Below are 18873 nucleotides of genomic sequence, written 5' to 3' on the forward strand. Positions count from 1 at the left end.
ATTTTACTCTGGACCAGCCCCGGTGAGTGTGCATTCAGCCCAGCCAGTGTTTGAGTAGCGCCGGTGCGTCCATTGCTCTGCCTAGCCATGAAAGAAAGAGTCCAATGAAAAAGCTGACCACCGCCTTTGGCGCGCCCGTAGTCGACAACCAGAATATCCAGACGGCCGGCCCGCGCGGCCCCGCCTTGCTGCAAGATGTGTGGTTCCTGGAAAAACTGGCGCACTTCGACCGCGAAGTGATTCCCGAGCGCCGCATGCATGCCAAGGGTTCCGGCGCGCACGGCACGTTTACCGTCACGCACGACATCACGCGCTACACGCGGGCGAAAATCTTTGGCGAAGTGGGCAAGCAAACGCCGATGTTCGCGCGCTTTTCCACGGTGGCCGGCGAACGGGGCGCAGCCGATGCGGAACGCGACATCCGCGGCTTCGCCCTGAAGTTCTACACGGAAGAAGGCAACTGGGACCTGGTCGGCAACAACACGCCCGTCTTCTTCATGCGCGACCCGCTGAAATTCCCCGATCTGAATCACGCCATCAAGCGCGACCCGCGTACGGGTTTGCGCAGCGCCAACAGCAACTGGGATTTCTGGACCTCGCTGCCCGAAGCCCTGCACCAGGTGACGGTGGTGATGAGCGACCGGGGTTTGCCGCGCAGCTTCCGCCACATGCATGGCTTCGGCAGCCATACCTTCAGCTTCCTGAATGCGCAAAACGAGCGTTTCTGGGTCAAGTTCACCTTTAAAACCCAGCAAGGCATCCAGAACCTGACGGATGCCGAAGCCGAGGCGCTGGTCGGCAAGGACCGCGAAAGCTCGCACCGCGACCTGTACGAGAGCATCGAAAACAAGGATTTCCCCCGCTGGACCCTGTACGTGCAGATCATGCCGGAAAAAGAGGCAGGCACGTATCACCTCAACCCGTTTGACCTGTCGAAAGTGTGGCCGCACGGCGACTATCCGCTGATCGAAGTGGGCGTGCTGGAACTGAACCGCAATGCGGACAACCATTTCGCGGAAGTGGAGCAAGCGGCCTTCAATCCGGCCAACGTGGTGCCAGGCATCAGCTTTTCACCGGACAAGATGCTGCAAGGCCGCCTGTTCTCGTATGGCGACGCGCAACGCTACCGCCTCGGCGTCAACCACAGCCACATCCCCGTCAACGCGCCGAAATGCCCGTTCCACAGCTACCACCGCGACGGCCAGATGCGCGTCGACGGCAACCAGGGCGGGACCCTGGGCTATGAGCCGAACAGCGAGCAGGAATGGGCCGAGCAGCCTGATTTCCGCGAGCCGCCGCTGAGCATCGAGGGCGCGGCCGACCACTGGAACCACAGGGTCGACGAGGATTACTATTCGCAGCCGCGCGCCCTGTTCCGCCTGATGACGGCGCAGCAGCAGCAAGCCTTGTTCGACAACACGGCGCGCGCCATTGCTGGCGCCTCGGAGCAAGTCAAGCAACGCCACATCGGCAATTGCACGCTGTGCGACCCCGCCTATGGCGCGGGCGTGGCCGAAGCGATAGCCCGCCTGAACAAATAAGGCAGCAGCAAGGACCCGGAAGGCTTGGCAACAAGCCTTCCGTCGCCACGTCAGCGGCAAGGCGGCCAGGCCTGCCGGCCTACCAGCGCTGGATATCGATCTGGCCAGTGATGCTCGTTTCCACCGGATAGCCCTCGACCTGCGACGGCACGCGCCGCTTGACGGACGAGTCGCGCAAATACACGACGAGCGCGTCCTTGCCCACGGCCGTGTGCCCCACGCTGACGCCTTCCACGCCGTCGATGGCCATCAGCGCCCGCTCGTTGCGCCGCTTTGCCGCTTCCAGGCGCCCCTGGGGCGCGGCCGGGGTGTACTGCCCCATGCCCTGTCCAGGAATCTCATCCGGTAAGTACGGCATGGCAGCGTCTTCGAAGACGGCATATGGCGATGGTACGAATTTACTGTTTGACATGACAACCCTCCTGAGGCATTCCATGATACACGCGGCCATCCGGCGCTGCGGCGCCGTTCGCCGGGCACAACCATGCATGGCTGCGGCCTCTCATACAATCATCATCGTGCAAAAAGCAGCGTTATGCAAGGCGGCGCCTGGCAGCGTGCTCAAGTGTACAAATTGATGTCGAGCGCCACCACGACCCGCCGCATCTGGTTGGCAAACGTGATGTTATTGCCGCCGGCAAACAGAAGGCCGACGGGATTGCGCTGCTGGTTCCAGGTCCAGATGGACGAGCCGGAATCGCCGCCCGCGCTGAATGCCCCGCTCACGCCCGTGATGGCGATCTGGTCCTGGAACAGCGCGATCCTGCCGCCGCCGTAATTGACGTTGATGGTGGCGCCCAGGCCCGTGATGCGGCCCTGCGTCAATTGCGTCGTGCGGCCGGACTTGCCGACCATCATGCCCAGCGCGGGTGCCACCAGCGCATTGCTGATACGGAAGTAGGCGGGCACGCCGCCGTTCAGGTAGACCAGTTCGGGACGCACCCGGTCTGGCCAGGCCCAGCCGGTGGCGCAATCGACAAAATTGACGCCGCCGCTGAAATTGATGGGCACGAAGCGTTCGAGCACGGCCACCTGGTCTTGCGGACAACGTCCCCCGTCGATGGGACCAGGCTGCACGATGCAGTCGTTGAACACGCCGCCGTTGGAATTGGCCAGCACGTGATTATTGCTAAGGATCATCAGGCGGCTGTTACGCGGCGCGCTGCGGCCCACGGCCAGGCAGCCGATGGTGCCGGCCGTGATGCGGAAATGCCCGACCGACACCCCGCCCGGCGCCGGCCGCAAGCGGAAACGGTGGGGCTGCGCGTCGATCACGCCAGTGACGACGATGTTGACGGGCACTTTGTCGCTGGCCACGGCGCGCACGCCCATGGCCCCAACGATGGCGGCCTTGGCGCGGTCGACGGAAGTGGGTTCGGCCACGTACAGGGTCAGGGCGGGCATGCCCGGCTCGCCGGACGAACTGTCGCTGGCGCCCTCGCCCAGTCCGATGGACACGCCCTGGATATTGCCGCCGTCGCTGAAGGCGTCGGCCGCCCGCGCGCCGCCCGCCTGGGAAATACCCTGGCGCATGCCGTCTTCGATGCTGCGCTTGATTTCCAGCAGTTCCATGCTGACGCCGCTCAGGGCGTCGGGCACCTCCGAGACGGACGCGCTCTCGATCGTATTGTCGTCTTCGCCGGGCACGGAAAATTGGCCGACGGCCTCTTCATCGTCCGCACTTTGTCCCCTGCCGCTGCCGCCAGGCGGAGCGCTGAAACCATTCTCGTTACCTATCATTATGTTCTCCTCGTGGGTCGTCGCAAGATCAGTGTGGACGTGCCGTGCGGGCCGGTATTGATCTGGATTGAACGGCGCTGAGGCAGGGCTGCCCTGTCTTAAATGGGCGCAGCGAGGATAAAAATAGTTCCCTCGTCAAGGTTGAGCGAGATCAGTCGTGCGGGCAGAGGCAGGGCCGTATACTTGACTGGCAGGCTGGAACTGGGCCTGCACACGGCAGCAACGGTATGGATGGGGAAATAATGAAGAGTCCTGGTATGCCACGCCAATCCGATGACGACGCGCCTGCGGGCGAGCAAGGCCAGCATGCGGGTTTTGTGCAGGGCATGGCGGCCTGGGCGGAAAAACACCGCATCAGTCCCTGGCGTGGCAGTTTTGCCGACTTCATCGAGCAAATCCTGCCCGGCCGCGCGGGCCTGCTGACGCGCAGCGCGCACCAGTATCTGTGGGACATGATGCGCTGGAACGGCCAGACCGACGACAGCGGGCGCTTCCGCTGCCGCCTGTTCGACGACGAGCTGTTCGGCATCGACGAGGCGATCGACCGGGTCGCCGCCTACTTCAAGGCGGCCGCCGCCGGCTCCGAGGTGGGCCGGCGCATGCTGTTGCTGCTGGGCCCGCCATCGGGCGGCAAGTCGACCATGGTGATCCTGCTCAAGCGGGGGCTGGAAGAATACAGCCACAGCAGCGAAGGCGCGCTATATGGCATCGCCGGCTGTCCCGTGCACGAATCGCCGCTGCATCTGGTGCCGCACAGCATGCGCGCCGACTTTCGCGCCAGCTATGATGCCGAGCTGCACGGCGAACCGTGTCCCCATTGCCGCGCCCGCCTGGAAGAACAGTATGGGGGCGACTTCCTGCGCATGCCTGTCGAGCGCATCCACCTGTCCGAGGCGGGCCGCTGCGGCATCGGCACGTATGCGCCGCACGATCCCACCACGGCCGACCTGGCCGACCTGGTCGGTTCCGTCGACCTGTCGAAAGTGGTGCAGTACGGCGACGAAGGCGATCCGCGCGCCTGGTCGTGGTCCGGCGCCGTGTATGCGGCCAGCCGCGGCATGCTCGAAATGATCGAAATCCTCAAGGTCAAGCGGGAATTTCTCTACCTGCTGCTGACATTGACGCAGGAAAAGAATGTCAAGGTGTCGCGCTTCCCCCTGATTTACCTCGATGAAACCATCGTCGCGCACACGAATCTGGCGGAATTTCGCAAGTTCATGCAAGAAAGCGAAAACGAGGCCCTGCTCGACCGCATGGTCATCGTGCAAGTGCCGTATACGCTCAATTACCGCGAAGAAGCACGCATTTACCGCAAGTTGATCCAGGCGGCAGCACCCGCCTTCCGCGACGTGCACCTCGATCCGCATGTGCTGCATGCGGCGGCCGTGTTTGCCATCCTGAGCCGCTTGCCCGAGGGCGACGACAAGGAAGCCGAGCTGGTCAAGAAACTGCGCGTATACGCCGACGAAGACGTCGACGACTTGCAGCATGCCGATATCCGCCGCCTGCGCGAGCGCGACAAGGCGCCCGACGAAGGCCTGGCGGGCGTGTCGCCCCGTTTCGTCATCAATGCCCTGTCGCACGCCATCATTTCCGCCCAGCGCAACAGCCTGTCCACCATGGACGTGCTGCTGGCCCTGAAAGACGGCATCGAAAGCGATGCGCGCATCGAACCGCGGCGCAAGCGCAAGTGGGTCGATTACCTGGTGCTCACGCGCAAGGATTTCTATAACCGCTGGGTCAAGGCCGACGTGCACAAGGCCTTGTTCGTGTCATTCGAGCAGGAAGCGCACGACTTGCTGAACAAATATCTCGATGAAGTCGAAGCCATGCTCGACAACCGCCAGATCCGCGACCCCATCACCAGCGAAGAACGCCGTCCCGACGAACGTTTCCTGCGCGCCGTGGAAGAAAAAATCCACATCAGCGACTCGGGCAAGCAGTCGTTCCGCCAAGAAGTGGTGCGCAAGGCCATGAGCGCCTTCAAGCGGGGCGAGGCGTTCGGCCTGGGCAGCCATGCGCAACTGCACGACGCCATCCAGCAATATCTGTTCGAGCAGCGGCGCGACGTGCTGCGTCTGGTGGGTTCAGCCAAGCGCCCCGATGACGACGTGCGGGCCAGGATTTCCGCCGTCGAACAGCGCCTGGTCGACGAATACGGCTACGACGCCCACAGCGCGCGCGAAGCGCTCAACTACGTGACTACCTTGCTGGCGCAGGAATAGCCATGTCCGCCACCATCTCGCCAGGCAAGGGCAAGCAGGATGGTCCTGCGGGAGCAACCGCGCCCGACCTGGCCCAGCCGTGGTACGGGCTGTTCTCGCGCGGCGCGCGCGACTGGCTGCGCCACAACCAGAAAGTGCGCGACGCCGTGCAGGCGCACTTGCCCGAGCTGATCGCCACGCCTGACCTGATCGGCGGGCCGCAGCAGCGCACGGTGCAAGTACCCATGCGCCTGCTCGAACATGCGCGTTTCCGTCTGGCGCCGGCGCGCAACAGCATGGGCGCGGGCCAGGGCGACGGCCAGCCCGGCGATATCCTGCGCGCGGCCGACCCTGCCGCCACGGGCGGGGCGGGAACGCAAGGCGAAGGCGGCGATGGCGAGGGCGCCGTGCGCCTGCTGCTGGAGTTTCCCATCGACGATATTCTCGACTGGCTGTGGGACGCCTTCGAGCTGCCGCACCTGAAGCCACGCCACGTGGGGCCGATCGACGAGGTACAGCTCGTGCGTAGCGGACTGGACCGTCATGGCGCCCGGTCGCGCCTTGACCGCCGGCGCACCGTCAAGGAAGCGATCAAGCGGCGCGCGCTGCAAACGCAGCCCGTGCCCTTCACCAATGAGGACTTGCGATACCGCCAAGTGCTGCCTCAGCCCCGGCCCAGCACGAACGCCGTCGTGTTTTTCGTGCTGGACGTGTCGGCCAGCATGGCGCAGGCCGAGCGCAAGCTGGCCAAATCCTTCTTTTTCTTTGCCTTGCAGGGCTTGCGCCGCAGGTATGCGCGCGTGGAAACGCGCTTTATTGCCCATACGACGCGGGCCTGGGAATTTTCCGAAGCCGATTTCTTCCAGGTCAATGGCATGGGCGGCACCATGGCGTCCACCGCCTTTCGCCTGAGCCGCGAACTGCTACAGGAACACTATGCACCGGGCCGCTACAACGGCTACCTGTTCTATGCCTCCGATGGCGAAAATTTCAGCGAAGACCGGGCGGCGGCCAGCCTGGTCCTGGGTGAACTGGCCGCCTTGCTCAATTACATGGGCTATGTGGAAACCGTGCCCGGCGTGCCGCGCAGCCTGGAAACGGAAATGCACAGCCTGTGCGCCGAGCAGGAACGCCGGGGCTTGCCCTTGCACAGCAGCATACTGAGCAGGAATGACGATATCTGGGCGGCCATCCGCACCTTTTTCCAGCACGAGGCGGCCGATACGGAGGACGCGGCATGACGCGGCATGACGCCCAGCACCATGGCGGCACGGCAAACATGGCCGGCCTGGACGCCTACGCGGCACGCATCGAAGCGCTGGCGCGGAAATTGGGACTGGAATTTGCCCCCGTCGAGTTCGAGCTGGTGCCGGACAGCTTCATGGCCGAGATCGCCATCTATGGCTTGCCCGTGCGCATGCGCCATTGGTCATTCGGCGTGCGCTACATCCACCAGCTCGTGCATCAAAAGATGGGCAACTCGCATATGTTCGAAGTCATGTTTCCCGGCGACCCTTGCCATGCCTACATGGCCGAGCACAATTCCGTGGCGGAAAACACCCTCGTCACAGCCCACGTGCTGGGCCACGCCGACTTTGCCAGCCGCAATGCCCTGTTCCTGCGTTTCGGCGCCATGGCGGGCCAGCACATCCTGGAACAAAGCGCGGCGCGGGCGCAGCGTCTCGAACTGGCGCTGCAACGCCATGGACAAGAGCAGGTGGAAGCCGTGCTCGACGCGGCGCTGGCGCTCGAGCAGCACGTGGACGTGCACGCCGAACTGCACCGGCCGCCGTATGCGGCGGCAGCGGCGGCGGCCGGGGTGGCCGGCACGCAAGACAGGGCCGGCACGGAAGATCCTTTTGCGCAACGCTATCGGCGCTTGCCCGGCGAAGCGGCCGCGCTGGCGGCGCATGAGGCGGCCCGGGCAAGGCTGGCGCAGCGCCCGCTCCTGCCGCCGCAGCCCGAATACGATTTACTATGGTTTATCGCACAACATGGGCCGGAACTGGCGGACTGGGAACGCGACATTTTCCTGGCCGTGCGCGAAGAGTCGTTTTACTTTTATCCCGTGTACGCCTGCCAGATCATGAACGAAGGCTGGGCCTCGTACTGGCATGCGCGGCTGCTGCGAGAAGCCGGCTTCCTGCCGCCGGCCCTGTACCTGTCCGCCATCAAGTCCCATTCGGACGTGGTGCGCCCTTACGCGGGCGAGCATCAGCAGGCGCTGGCCGTCAATCCCTATCACCTGGGTTTTTGCATGTGGGAACACATCATCGAGCGCGAAGGACTGGCGCGGGCGCGCCAGATTTGCCGCGATGACGATGACTGCAGCTTCATACGCAATTATCTGGACGGCGAACTGGCTGACCGCCTGGGCCTGTTCGTGCACGAAAGCCGCCGCGACGGCGAGACCCGCCTGGCCAGCCGCGACTTGCGGGCCATCCGCGAAGCCATCCTGGCGCCCAAATACAACTATGGCGCGCCGTGCATCGCCGTCACCCTGCTCAACGACGACGGCAGCCTGGTGCTGCGCCATGATCACCAGCGCGATGGGCGCGGCCTCGACCTGGAGCGGGCGGAACAGGTGCTGGCGTACATCGCCCGCGTCTGGCGCCGGCCCGTCACCCTGCATACGGCCGATTTTCGCGGCACGCCCCGGGTTCTCCGCAGCAAGGCCGATGGCGTGCCGGAACCGCCCGCGCCGACAGCGTCATCAACAACGCCGACAGCGCCGCCCGTGCAACGCTAAAAGGCCGGCGATCGGACGGATAGCGGCGTGTACCTGGCCAGCTTGTGTATAAGAACCTGGCGGGCCAGGTTCTTATACGCGGCCCGCCTGCGCCACATACCAGGCGATGGTCTGCCGCAAGCCTTGCGCCAGATTGTGCGTGGGGACATAGCCGAGCAGGCTGCCCGCCTTGGCGATGTCCGCCTGCGAATGGCGCACGTCGCCGGCGCGAAACTCGCCGTAGTGCGGTGACTGCGGCACGTGCTGCGGCCGGACGGCAAGCAGCATCTGCTGCATGGTGGCGTGCAATTGGGTCAGGCTGGTACGGGCGTTGACGGCCACGTTGTAGACCTGGTTGACGGCCGCCGGATCGGTGCGCGTGGCGGCGAGGATATTGGCTTGCACGGCATTGTGCACGAAGCAGAAGTCGCGGCTGGTGGCGCCGTCGCCGTGGATGTGCACGGCCTGATTGTCCAGCATGGCGGCGATCCAGCGGGGAATGACGGCCGCGTAGGCGCCCAGCGGGTCCTGGCGCGGACCGAAGACATTGAAGTAGCGCAAGCCCACCGTCTGCATGGCGTAGCAGCGCGCGTACACCTGCGCGTACAGTTCGTTGACGTATTTGCTCAAGGCATATGGCGACAGGGGCGCGCCGATGTGCTGTTCCACTTTCGGCAAGGCCGGATGGTCGCCATACGTGGCGCTGGACGCGGCATACACGAAGCGCCCCACGCCCGCCTCGCGCGCGGCGGCCAGCATGTTCAGGAAGCCGCTGACATTGACGGCGTGGCACAGCAGCGGGTCTTCCAGCGAACGCGAGACGGAGCCGAGCGCCGCCTGGTGCAGCACATAGTCGACGGCGGCGCCGGCGACGTGAGCGTCCGGATCGGCACGGCCGTCCCGAGGGTCACCACTGCCCGCGCTGGCAACGGCGGCATGGCGCCCCGCATGACACGCGCCGGTACTGGCGGTGGCGGCACCGGCAACGCTGCCTGCGCCCGCCATGCTGGCAATACTGGCCACGCCGGCGCTTCTTCCGCAGGCGCGCGCGCACGCCTGCGGGTCGCGGATATCGCCTTCAATGAAGGTGAAGCGGCGCCACGCCTGCTCGCCCACGCTGGCGCGCACCTGTTCCAGGTTGTGGCGATGGCCCGTCATGAAGTTATCGAGGCCGCGCACTTCCTGTCCCAGTTGCAGCAGGGTTTCCAGCAGGTGCGAACCAATAAAGCCGGCCACGCCCGTCACCAGCCAGCGGCGCGGCGTTTGCCGCAGTTGCGCGCAGGCTTGCGCGTACGTGCTGGCAGCCGGGCCGCCGGCGGGCGCGCCTTGCGCCGCGTTTGCGTCCTGATCGAAGGCATCGGCCGCCATCACAGCCGCCACACGTGCAGTCCGCCGTCCTCCAGCGGACGGGGGTCGAAATGCGATTTGATGTCGATGAAGCAGCCGTTTTCCAGCACCTTGGCCTGGAAGTCGGCCAGCGGGCGGGCCAGCAGGGCCTGGTGCGAGACGGCGCTGATGATGGCCTCGGCCTGCGGCAGCTGTTCCCAGCTTTCCAAGGTCAAACCGTATTCTTCCAGCGCTTCGCGGCCATCGGCGACGGGGTCGTGCACGTGCACCTGCACGCCGTACGATTGCAGTTCATGGATCATGTCGACCACTTTCGAGTTGCGCAGGTCCGGGCAGTTTTCCTTGAAGGTCAGGCCCAGCACGTTGACGTGCGACCCTTTCAATTTGAAGCCGGCCCGCACCATTTCCTTGATGGTCTTTTCCGCCACGAACTTGGCCATGCCGTCGTTGATGCGGCGCCCGGCCAGGATCACATGCGGGTGGTAGCCCAGCATTTCCGCCTTGTGCGTCAGATAATAGGGGTCGACGCCGATGCAGTGGCCGCCCACGAGGCCGGGACGAAATGGTAAAAAATTCCATTTCGTGCCCGCCGCCTGCAGCACTTCCAGGGTGTCGATGCCGATGCGGTCGAAGATGATGGCCAGCTCGTTCATCAGCGCGATGTTCAGGTCACGCTGCGTGTTTTCAATCACCTTGGCCGCCTCGGCCACCTTGATGCTCGAGGCCCGGTGCACGCCCGCCTCGACCACGCCTTCATACAGGGCGGCCACCTTGTCCAGGGTGGCGGCGTCATCGCCCGAGACCACCTTGCGGATGCTGTGCAGGGTGTGATCCCTGTCGCCGGGGTTGATGCGTTCGGGCGAAAAGCCCACATGAAAGTCTTCCTTCCAGCGCAGGCCCGAATGCTGTTCCAGGATGGGAATGCAGATGTCCTCGGTGGCGCCCGGATACACGGTCGATTCGTAGATGACGATGGCGCCGCGCCGCATGTGGCGGCCGACGGCCGCGCTGGCGCCGGCCAGGGCCGAGAAATCGGGATTGTGCGCGCTGTCGACGGGCGTGGGCACGGCCACGACGATGAAATCGGCCAGTTGCAGCTCGGCCGGGTCGCAGCCCACGCTCAGCCATTGCGCCGCCAGCAACTGTTCATGGCTGACTTCGCCCGTCGGGTCGATGTGGCGCCGGTAGCTTTCCACCTTGCGCGCCGACAAGTCCAAGCCGATCGTGCGCTGGCGTGTGCCAAACGCCACGGCCAGCTGCAAGCCCACGTAACCGAGCCCCACCACCGCCACCACGCCCGCCCTGCTCTCCACCTTGCTATCCGCCTTGCTGTCCATATGCATGTGCTCCGAATGGTTGCGGCCTGCGCATCGCCGTCCGGGAAATTCTACGGTTGCCGGTCTGGCTATTCTTGAGCGGGAACAAGAAACACGGGGCGGCGGCAAACATGCGTGCGGACAATCGGCGGCTTGTTGAGCGCAATCAAGGAGAGCGGCGGCCATCTTTTTAAGCTAGGCCATGCCCATCGCCCATCGTTCATGCACGCCGCTACCGGAGACTTCCATGGCCCGTTCCCTGCCCCGCCCTTTTCCCGGCCTGCCGGCCGCCGCACTGTGCTGCACCCTGCTGCTGCCCTTGCTGACGGCGTGCCACGGCACGCAGAGCAGCGAAACCCTGCTGGCCGACGCACAGCAGTACCGGCAGAAAGGCGAAGCGCGGGCCGCCATCATCCAGTTGAAGAACCTGCTGCAAAAGGAGCCGGACAACGCGGCCGCGCGCTTGCTGCTGGGCAGCATCTATATCGACACGGGGGAAGGGCTATCTGCCGAGAAAGAATTGCGCAAGGCAAAATCGCTGGGCCTGACGCCGCAGCAGGTGATGCCACTGCTGGGCAAGGCCTGGCTGATGCTGGGCCAGTTCGACAAGGTGCTGGCCGAAATCGCCGACGATGCGACCCTGCCCGCCAGCGTGCTGGCCCTGCGCGGCGACGCCCTGCTGGCCCTGGAGCGCAAGGACGAGGCGCGCGCCCTGTACGCACGCTTGCTGGAAGCCCATCCCGACCAGGTCGAGTCCTTGCTGGGCCTGGCGCGGCTGGCGGCGCTGGAGCAGCAAGTGACGTCGGCCGAGCTGCTGCTGGCGCAAGCCCTGAAAAACGCGCCCGCCAACCTCGACGCCTTGCGCCTGCAGGGCGACCTGCTGCGCCTGCAAGGCAAGAGCGACGCGGCGCGGCGCGCCTACATGCATATCCTGAAAATCAAACCGGACAATACCCAGGCGCATATCGACCTGGCCAACCTCGACATCGTGGAAAACCGCTACCTGGAAGCGGCGGCCCAGCTGGCCACGGCGCGCAAGACGGCGCCCAACAGCCTGGGCTTGCTGCAAGCCCAGGCGCTGCTCGATTTCCGCCAGGGCAAGAACAAGGCGGCCTTGCAAGGCTTGCAGCTGGTGCTCAAGGCGGCGCCCGATCACATGCCGTCCATCCTGCTGGCCGGCGCGGTGCAGCTGGCGCTCGGCTCGCCGCAACTGGCGGAAAGCTACCTGCGGCGCTTCCTGGCCGTGTATCCCAAGCATCTGTACGCCGTCAAGATGATGGCCTCGATCGAATTGATGCGTGGCAAAACCGATGCGGCCATCGACTTGCTGCAGCCCCTGCTGGCCGCCTTCCCCGAGGACGTGGAATTGCTGTCGCTGGCAGGCGAAGCCCACCTGCGCGCGCGCCAGTACGACAAGGCGACGGCGTATTTCGAAAAAGCCAGCACCCTGGCGCCGGACACGGCCAGGCTGCACGCGGCCCTGGGCATCAGCCGCCTGGGCCAGGGCGAGAACGGCCGCGCCATCAATGAGCTGGAACGCGCCAGCATGCTCGACAAGAGCACGCCGCAGGCGGGCACCATGCTAGTGATGACCTTGCTGCGCAACAAGCAGAACGACAAGGCCCTGGCCAGCGTCAAGATGATGGAGCAGCAGCAGAAAGGCACGAATCCCTTGCTGCTGAACCTGAAAGGCGGCGTCTACCTGGCCCTGCGCGATTTGCCGGCGGCGCGCGCCAGCTTCGAGCAAGCCTTGAGCATGGACCCCGTGTACCTGCCCGCCTTGAACAACCTGGCGCAGATCGACCTGGCCGAGAAGAAGCCGGAGCAAGCGAAACAGCGCTTCGAGAAGGCGCTGGCGAAGGCGCCGAAAAATGCCGACCTGTGCGCGGCGCTGGCCAAGCTGGCCGCGTCGCAAGGCAACACGGACGAGGCGCGCCGCTGGCTTGAGCGGGCCCAACGCGACAATCCCGACGCCGTCGCACCGGCTCTGCTGCTAAGTAACTTTTACCTGAAGACGGGCGCGCCCGACAAGGCGCTGGAACTGGCGCGCACCTTGCAGACGGGGCATCCGGGCGACGCCGATGCCTTAGCCTTGCGCGCCCAGGTGGAGTACAGCGCCGGCCTGGCGCCGGCCGCACTCGACAGCTACAACAAGCTGGCCAGCATACAGACCTCGTCCGCGCCCTTGCAGATGCGCATCGCCAGCCTGCACCTGGCGCTGGGCGACCATCATCATGCGCTGCAAGCCGTCAAGCGGGCGCAAGCGCTTGACCCGGCCCTGCTCGAGGCGCGCGTGGTGGAAGTGGCCTTGCTGCTGAGCTTGAACCGCCAGCGCGAGGCGCTGGCCGTGGCGCGGCAAGTGCAGGAACAGCAGCCGAAGCTGGCGGCCGGCTACAAGCTCGAAGGCGACGTGCTGATGGAACAAAAGCTGCCGCAGCAAGCCGTCAAGCTGTACCAGCACGCCTTCGACATCAGCCCCATCGGCCCCTTGCAGGTGCAGCTGTACCGCGCCCTGCAGGCATCGGGACAGGAGCGCGAAGCCGATGCGCGCATGGCCGCCTGGCTCAAGGAGCATCCGGAAGACTTGCCGACGCGTACCTACCTGGCCGGCACCCGGCTGGCGGCCAAGCAATACCGCGCCGCCATCGAGCACTTCCAGTATGTCGTCGCCAAGGATGCCAACAATGTCGTGGCGCTGAACGACCTGGCCTGGGCGTATCAGCAGGAAAAAGATCCGCGCGCGCAAGCCACGGCCGAGCAGGCGCTCAAACTGGCGCCCGACAATCCCGCCGTGCTCGACACGCTGGGCTGGATCGTGCTGCAGCAAGGCGACGCCAAGCGCGCCACGGCCCTGCTGCGCCAGGCGGCGGGGCTGGCGCCGAAGTCGCCCGAAGTGCAGTACCACCTGGGCGCGGCCCTGGCGAAATCGGGTGACAAGGGCGGTGCGCGCAAGCAACTGGAACAATTACTTGCCGCCAACAAGGACTTTCCGCAGCGGGCCGAGGCACAGGCCTTGCTGACCCAGCTGTAGGCCATGGCTGTGCAAGCTGCCGTGGCCGGCCTGGCGGCGCGTCCGCTGGCCCTGCTGGCAGGCGTGGCCTGCGCGCTCGCTTTGCGCCACTATCCGCTGGGCCACGGCTGGCCCGGCCTGCTGTTTGCCATCCTGCTGCCCGCGTATTTCCTGCTGCTGTGCTGGCGCCCCGCCTGCTGGCTGTTCTGCGTGCCCGCCCTGCTGCCCGTGCTGGACCTGGCGCCGTGGACGGGCTGGTTCTTCCTCGAAGAAATCGACGTGCTGCTGTTGCTGACGGTGGCCTGCGGCTACTGGCGCCTGGGCGGCCCCGTCCAGAGCGCCGCGGCCACGCTCCCGCCCGCCGCCCGCGCCTGTTTGCTGCTGTGCAGCCTGGCCTGGCTGGCGGCGCTGCTGCGCGGCGTCCTGCCGCTGGCGCCCCTCGACCTGAACGCCTGGGATAATTATTTGAGTTCCTACAACAGCCTGCGGCTGGGCAAGGCCTGGGCCTGGAGCATGCTGCTGCTGCCGCTGCTGCTGCGCGATGCCAGCCCGCACAACTTGCGCCGCTACGCGCTGCCGGGCATGCTGGCCGGCCTGGCCATGGTGTCGCTGTTCGCGCTGTGGGAACGGGCCGTGTTTCCCGGCCTGTCGAACCTGTCGAGCGACTACCGCATCACGGCGCCGTTTTCCGCCATGCACACGGGCGGCGCCGCGCTCGACGGCTACCTGGCGCTGAGCCTGCCGTTTGCCGCACTGTGGCTGGCGCGCGCCCGCAGCCGCTGGCAGGCGGCGCTGGCCTTGCTGCTGCTGGCCCTGGCCCTGCACGCGGCGTTCACCACTTTTTCACGCGGTCTGTACGCGGCCCTGGCGGCCGCCATGCTGCTGGCCTTCTGGCAGACCCAGCGCACGGCGCCCGGCGCGGCGCGGCGTCCGCCCGGCCGCCCGCGCGTGCGCGGTGTGCTGCTGCGGCTGCTGCTGGCCGGGCTTGGCACTGTCCTGCTCGCATACATGTTCAGCCTGGCCGGCTACCGGGGCTTGCTGGCCGCCGTCGTCCTGCTCGCGGCCAGCTTCGTGCTGGCGGCGCGGCCCTTGCCGTGGCGTCTGGCCCCGGCCAGCCTGCTGTGCGCGCTGTGCCTGCAGGGCTTGCTGGCCGCCTGGTGGCCGGAGCCGGCCGGCCAGCACACGGCCGGCTGGCTGAAAGGCCCGTATTTCCTGTTCCTGCTGGCGGCCGTGCTGCTGGCGGCTGTGCTGTGGCCCGGCGCTGGCGCCCCTAAAGGGCCTGTCAGACTGGGCCTGGCGATGATGGCGTGGACCATGCTGGCGTGCAATCTGGCCTGGATAGGCTGGCACTGGGCCGGTCCGCCGGCCCTGCTGCCGGCCGGCCTCGTCGTGCTGCTGGCCATGCTGATGCTGTGCAACGGACGCTTGCGCCCGCCGCTGTGGCGGCTGAACCGGGCCAGCCTGAGCATCGCGGGCGCGGCCGGCATCCTGCTGCTGCTGGCCATCCCCGTGTCGGCCAGCTATTACGCCACCGAACGTTTCGCCACCACGGCCTTCGACATGCAAGGCCGCTTGCGTCATTGGCGGCAAGCGCTGGCCATGCAGCCGTCCGACTTGGCCAGCCGCCTGTTCGGCATGGGTACCGGCAGCTTTCCCGCCACCTATTACTGGCACAATCCCCAGCGCGAGGTGCCGGCCAGCATCGCGTATGCCGCGGAAGGGGAAAACCGGTATGTGCGCCTGGCCAGTCCCGGCTACAGCGCCGGTTATGGCGAGCTGCTGCGGCTGCTGCAACGCCTGCCCGTGCAGCCCGCCACGCGCTACACTCTGGCGCTCGACGTGCGCCGGGCGGGCCCCATGCCCGTGCTGCTGGTGCGCCTGTGTCAGCGGCAATTGCTGTATGCACAAGGTTGCGTGAATGTGCCCCTGCGCCTGCGCCCTCATCCACCCGGCAGCCCCGCGCCAGCCTGGCAGCATTACGAAGTGCCGTTCGACAGCGCCTGGCTGGGCGCGGGCGCCTGGCTGCTGCGCCCGCCCGTGCAGCTGGAACTGGCGGCCAGCGGCACGGCGGACTCGTCCGTGCTTGAAGTCGACAATCTGAGCTTGCGCGCCCCGGGCGGCGAGGAATTGATCGCCAACGGGCGCTTTACGCAAGCCAATAATTACTGGTTTTTCAGCAGCGACCACCATCATTTGCCCTGGCATATCAAGAGCATGGCCTTGCATGTGCTGATCGAAACAGGCTGGTGCGGCGCACTGTCCATGCTGGCCCTGCTGGTTCTGGCTGGCGCGCGCCTGCTGCGCCAGGCGGCGCGCGGCGATTCCGGCGCGCTGGCTTGCGCCGCCGCCCTGCTGGGTTTTCTCGTCGTCGGCCTGTTCGACAGCCTGCTCGACGTGCCGCGCATCGCCCTGCTGTGCTATCTGATGCTGCTGTGCGCGCTGCTGCAGCCCGCGCCACCTCCTCACGTTGAAAGTGCACCGCCATGAAAACCCTGCCGTTGACATTCTTTTCCGCCCTCTGGTTTTGCCTTACCCTGGCCAGCGCGCCATGCCGCGCCGATGCGCCGCTGGCGCAAACCATCGCGCGCATCAAACCATCGATCGTCGGCGTGGGCAGCCTGCAAAAGACGCGCACGCCGCCGATGAATTTCATCGGCACGGGCTTTGTCGCCGGCGATGGCCTGAGCGTGCTCACTTGCGCCCATGTGATCCAGAAACTGCTCGACGCCAATCCGAACGAAGTCATCGGCATACTCACGGGCCAGGGCGAGGCAGCGCAATTTCGCCCCGCCCAGGTCCAGGCGCTGGACACGGAACACGACCTGGCCTTGCTGCGCCTGACGGGCGCGCCCCTGCCTGCCCTGGCGCTGGGCGACGCGGCCACGGTGCGCGAAGGCCAGGCCATGGCCTTTACGGGGTTTCCGCTAGGCACCTTGCTGGGCTTGCACCACGTGACCCACCGCGCCACCGTGTCATCGCTGACGCCCGTGGTCATGCCCAGCGAAAACGCGCAGCGCCTCGACGTCCGGCGCCTGGCGCAGCTGCAAAAAGCGCCGTACACCGTGTTCCAGCTGGACGCGACGGCGTATCCGGGCAGCAGCGGCAGCCCCTTGTTCGATCCCGAGACCGGTCTCGTCTACGGCATCGTCAACATGGTGTACGTCAAAGGCCTCAAGGAGGCGGCCATCAGCGCGCCGAGCGGCATTACTTACGCGATTCCAGGCAGCTACATGCAGGCGATCTTGCTGAAAAACAAATGAACAATCAGTTGCGCCCCTGCCTCAGCCGGTCGGTAATGCCGGGCTCATCCCATGTCGGAAAAAAAAAGGGGTAAAACGACCGTTCACCCCCATGCTGTTCCATCAGGCCACCGTATTTGCGGATCTGGGCGCCCATGTAATCGAGGTCCAGCCGTAGCAGCACGGCCGGCGCCCCCACGCGCGTGCACTCGCGCTCGCCGCCGAAGTCCTGGAAACCCAGCATGCGCTTGTAAAACACCACGTGGCGCGGGTTGACTTCGATCACGTAATCGGTAAAGCCGTGGATATTGTGGGCATAAATATAAGAAATATGAATCAGCGCCGCAAACACGCGCTTGCTCACGCCCTTGTCGATGGCCAGGCGCGACGGTTCGCACAGGCGCCGGCCCTGCTCGCGCAGGATGTCGAGCTTGTCGCGGAAGTTTTCATCGGCGGGCAAGCCCGTCTCGTCATTGTCAAGGCACAAGGTCATGGTGCCGACGGTGGTGCCGGCCGTTTCCGCAAACAGCGTGATTTTATTGAGCGCATGCGCGATGCCGGGATCGACGGCATAGCCGCGCCAGCCGTACATCTTGCGGATCAGCAAACTTGCCGCTTCGCGCCGCCCACGCGAATTGGCCATGCGGATATGAAAGCGCTGCAGGTCGAGCTCGTGCTCCATGGCCGGGTCGATCTGCCCCTCGCCCACCACCAGGTCGCTGAAGCTACCTGGCGTGTCGAAGGAAATAATAGGTTCATCTTCAAAGCTCATCTTGTCCTCACGTTCATCGGCAGCCGTCGAGACGGACTGAAGCCAATGCCTTGTGACAAGAGAAAAACTGGAGAAGTTCCCAGCAATAGCTAAAAAAACAGAAGAAATTTGCCTTTAGATAGCAAAATAGCACGCTGAAATTTGCCTGCAAGTACAAAATGACAAATATAAGTGCTGTTTTGATATTGCCGAGGCCGTTGCTAAAAAAAGCTCTCCGGGATCAGCAAGACGTCGCCCGGCCGCATCATGACATTGGCGGAAATATCGCCATCCTTCAGCAAATCGTCGAGCCGTACCGCCAGCTGCTGCTGGTTGCCTTCGCGCATGCGGATGATGCTGGCTTTGTTGCCCGCCGCGAAGTCGGTGATGCCCCCCACGGCGATGAGCACGTCCATCAGCGACATGCCCTGCCGGTACGGCAGCGCCTGCGGCTTGGCCGCCTCGCCGATCACCCGGATCTGCTCGCCGTACGGCCCCGAGAAATTGGTGACGATGACCGTCACCACGGGCTGCTGGATGAACTTGCTCAAGGCTTGCTCGATATCGCGCGCCAGCTGCGTCGACGTCTTGCCGCTGGCGGCCAGATCCTCGACCAGCGGCGTGGTGATCTTGCCGTCCGGCCGCACGGCCACCGTCAGCGATACTTCCGGATTGCGCCAGACGATGATGTTGACGGAGTCGCCCGGACCGATCAGGTAATCGTGCAGGGGAGCGCTGTCGTCGGAAGGCGCCAGCGGATAGCGGGTGCGGCAGGCGCCCAGCAGACTGGCGGCGCCGGCCAGGACCAGCGTGTTGCAGAGAAATACACGGCGAGATGGATTCATGCGGAGCCTCTTCGAGTCGATGCGCGTCCATGGGCAGCCCCGCAGAACCAGCCTGGGCCGCGAACTTCCTATGATTATTAAAACCCGGCAAGTCAACCTTGAGGCGTATCAAGAAGCAATCATCTTGGGAAATCTTGCTCCGCAGCCGCCCT

The 18873-nt window shown here is 65.3% G+C and carries 13 protein-coding genes; 7 read left to right on the forward strand and 6 right to left on the reverse strand.

Annotated features, from left to right (window positions below; all coding sequences use genetic code 11):
* Window positions 1-104 precede the first annotated feature (104 nt).
* Window positions 105-1541: a catalase gene (locus tag ACQ4W4_RS10420; protein WP_436541926.1), complete on the forward strand. Its 1437-nt coding sequence runs from the start codon at window positions 105-107 to the stop codon at window positions 1539-1541.
* Window positions 1542-1620: 79 nt separating this feature from the next.
* Here ACQ4W4_RS10420 and ACQ4W4_RS10425 read toward each other — a convergent pair whose 3' ends face one another.
* Both ACQ4W4_RS10425 and ACQ4W4_RS10430 read right to left on the reverse strand, forming a co-directional pair.
* Entirely contained in the window at window positions 1621-1953 is a 333-nt protein-coding gene (locus ACQ4W4_RS10425) for a hypothetical protein (protein WP_086136727.1), read from the reverse strand.
* A gap of 149 nt (window positions 1954-2102) precedes the next feature.
* Entirely contained in the window at window positions 2103-3281 is a 1179-nt protein-coding gene (locus tag ACQ4W4_RS10430; protein ID WP_436541927.1) for a chymotrypsin family serine protease, read from the reverse strand.
* Window positions 3282-3538: 257 nt separating this feature from the next.
* Between ACQ4W4_RS10430 and ACQ4W4_RS10435 the strand changes: the two genes are divergently transcribed.
* From ACQ4W4_RS10435 to ACQ4W4_RS10445, 3 genes are read left to right on the forward strand one after another with little or no spacing between them, the layout of a single operon-like run.
* Window positions 3539-5506, forward strand: a complete 1968-nt coding sequence (locus tag ACQ4W4_RS10435) for a serine protein kinase (protein WP_436541928.1) — start codon at window positions 3539-3541, stop codon at window positions 5504-5506.
* Between the two features lie 2 nt (window positions 5507-5508).
* On the forward strand, window positions 5509-6726 hold the full coding sequence (locus ACQ4W4_RS10440) for a DUF444 family protein (RefSeq protein WP_436541929.1): 1218 nt from the start codon (window positions 5509-5511) through the stop codon (window positions 6724-6726).
* Window positions 6723-8234: a SpoVR family protein gene (locus ACQ4W4_RS10445; protein WP_436541930.1), complete on the forward strand. Its 1512-nt coding sequence runs from the start codon at window positions 6723-6725 to the stop codon at window positions 8232-8234. Before ACQ4W4_RS10440 ends, ACQ4W4_RS10445 begins: the two co-directional genes overlap by 4 nt.
* A gap of 72 nt (window positions 8235-8306) precedes the next feature.
* On the opposite strand, the gene ACQ4W4_RS10450 is transcribed toward ACQ4W4_RS10445, so the two are convergent.
* Together ACQ4W4_RS10450 and ACQ4W4_RS10455 are read right to left on the reverse strand one after the other, a co-directional pair.
* On the reverse strand, window positions 8307-9581 hold the full coding sequence (locus ACQ4W4_RS10450) for an SDR family oxidoreductase (RefSeq protein WP_436541931.1): 1275 nt from the start codon (window positions 9579-9581) through the stop codon (window positions 8307-8309).
* Window positions 9581-10897 (reverse strand): nucleotide sugar dehydrogenase, encoded by a 1317-nt coding sequence (locus ACQ4W4_RS10455; protein WP_436541932.1) that lies wholly within the window; start codon window positions 10895-10897, stop codon window positions 9581-9583. Before ACQ4W4_RS10455 ends, ACQ4W4_RS10450 begins: the two co-directional genes overlap by 1 nt.
* 226 nt (window positions 10898-11123) lie before the next feature.
* Here ACQ4W4_RS10455 and prsT point away from each other — a divergent pair, with 226 nt between their 5' ends.
* Genes prsT through ACQ4W4_RS10470 form a run of 3 tightly spaced genes read left to right on the forward strand, consistent with a single transcriptional unit; the run spans window position 11124 to window position 17146 of the window.
* Window positions 11124-13907, forward strand: a complete 2784-nt coding sequence (prsT, locus tag ACQ4W4_RS10460; RefSeq protein ID WP_436541933.1) for an XrtA/PEP-CTERM system TPR-repeat protein PrsT — start codon at window positions 11124-11126, stop codon at window positions 13905-13907.
* Window positions 13908-13910: 3 nt separating this feature from the next.
* Complete coding sequence (locus ACQ4W4_RS10465) at window positions 13911-16373, forward strand: hypothetical protein (protein WP_436541934.1); 2463 nt, start codon at window positions 13911-13913, stop codon at window positions 16371-16373.
* Complete coding sequence (locus ACQ4W4_RS10470) at window positions 16370-17146, forward strand: S1 family peptidase (RefSeq protein WP_436541935.1); 777 nt, start codon at window positions 16370-16372, stop codon at window positions 17144-17146. Before ACQ4W4_RS10465 ends, ACQ4W4_RS10470 begins: the two co-directional genes overlap by 4 nt.
* A 4-nt stretch (window positions 17147-17150) precedes the next feature.
* Here the strand turns inward: ACQ4W4_RS10470 and ACQ4W4_RS10475 are convergent, their stop codons facing one another.
* Both ACQ4W4_RS10475 and ACQ4W4_RS10480 read right to left on the reverse strand, forming a co-directional pair.
* Window positions 17151-17897, reverse strand: coding sequence for an N-acyl amino acid synthase FeeM domain-containing protein (locus tag ACQ4W4_RS10475; protein WP_436541936.1), 747 nt, complete (start codon window positions 17895-17897; stop codon window positions 17151-17153).
* A 200-nt stretch (window positions 17898-18097) separates the two neighbouring features.
* Window positions 18098-18721 (reverse strand): XrtA/PEP-CTERM system exopolysaccharide export protein, encoded by a 624-nt coding sequence (locus ACQ4W4_RS10480; protein WP_436541937.1) that lies wholly within the window; start codon window positions 18719-18721, stop codon window positions 18098-18100.
* Window positions 18722-18873: the final 152 nt, after the last annotated feature.

Origin of the sequence: Janthinobacterium glycogeni, assembly GCF_051380725.1 — a bacterium.
Lineage (GTDB): Bacteria > Pseudomonadota > Gammaproteobacteria > Burkholderiales > Burkholderiaceae_D > Janthinobacterium.

Bases quoted from the DNA above. Each gene is read 5' to 3' on its own strand.
- ACQ4W4_RS10440 (WP_436541929.1), top strand. From the start codon at position 5,509: ATGTCCGCCACCATCTCGCCAGGCAAGGGCAAGCAGGATGGTCCTGCG.
- ACQ4W4_RS10450 (WP_436541931.1), bottom strand. From the start codon at position 9,581: ATGGCGGCCGATGCCTTCGATCAGGACGCAAACGCGGCGCAAGGCGCG.
- ACQ4W4_RS10430 (WP_436541927.1), bottom strand. From the start codon at position 3,281: ATGATAGGTAACGAGAATGGTTTCAGCGCTCCGCCTGGCGGCAGCGGC.
- ACQ4W4_RS10455 (WP_436541932.1), bottom strand. From the start codon at position 10,897: ATGGACAGCAAGGCGGATAGCAAGGTGGAGAGCAGGGCGGGCGTGGTG.
- ACQ4W4_RS10445 (WP_436541930.1), top strand. From the start codon at position 6,723: ATGACGCGGCATGACGCCCAGCACCATGGCGGCACGGCAAACATGGCC.
- ACQ4W4_RS10480 (WP_436541937.1), bottom strand. From the start codon at position 18,721: ATGAATCCATCTCGCCGTGTATTTCTCTGCAACACGCTGGTCCTGGCC.
- ACQ4W4_RS10435 (WP_436541928.1), top strand. From the start codon at position 3,539: ATGCCACGCCAATCCGATGACGACGCGCCTGCGGGCGAGCAAGGCCAG.
- ACQ4W4_RS10420 (WP_436541926.1), top strand. From the start codon at position 105: ATGAAAAAGCTGACCACCGCCTTTGGCGCGCCCGTAGTCGACAACCAG.
- ACQ4W4_RS10425 (WP_086136727.1), bottom strand. From the start codon at position 1,953: ATGTCAAACAGTAAATTCGTACCATCGCCATATGCCGTCTTCGAAGAC.
- ACQ4W4_RS10465 (WP_436541934.1), top strand. From the start codon at position 13,911: ATGGCTGTGCAAGCTGCCGTGGCCGGCCTGGCGGCGCGTCCGCTGGCC.
- ACQ4W4_RS10475 (WP_436541936.1), bottom strand. From the start codon at position 17,897: ATGAGCTTTGAAGATGAACCTATTATTTCCTTCGACACGCCAGGTAGC.
- prsT (WP_436541933.1), top strand. From the start codon at position 11,124: ATGGCCCGTTCCCTGCCCCGCCCTTTTCCCGGCCTGCCGGCCGCCGCA.
- ACQ4W4_RS10470 (WP_436541935.1), top strand. From the start codon at position 16,370: ATGAAAACCCTGCCGTTGACATTCTTTTCCGCCCTCTGGTTTTGCCTT.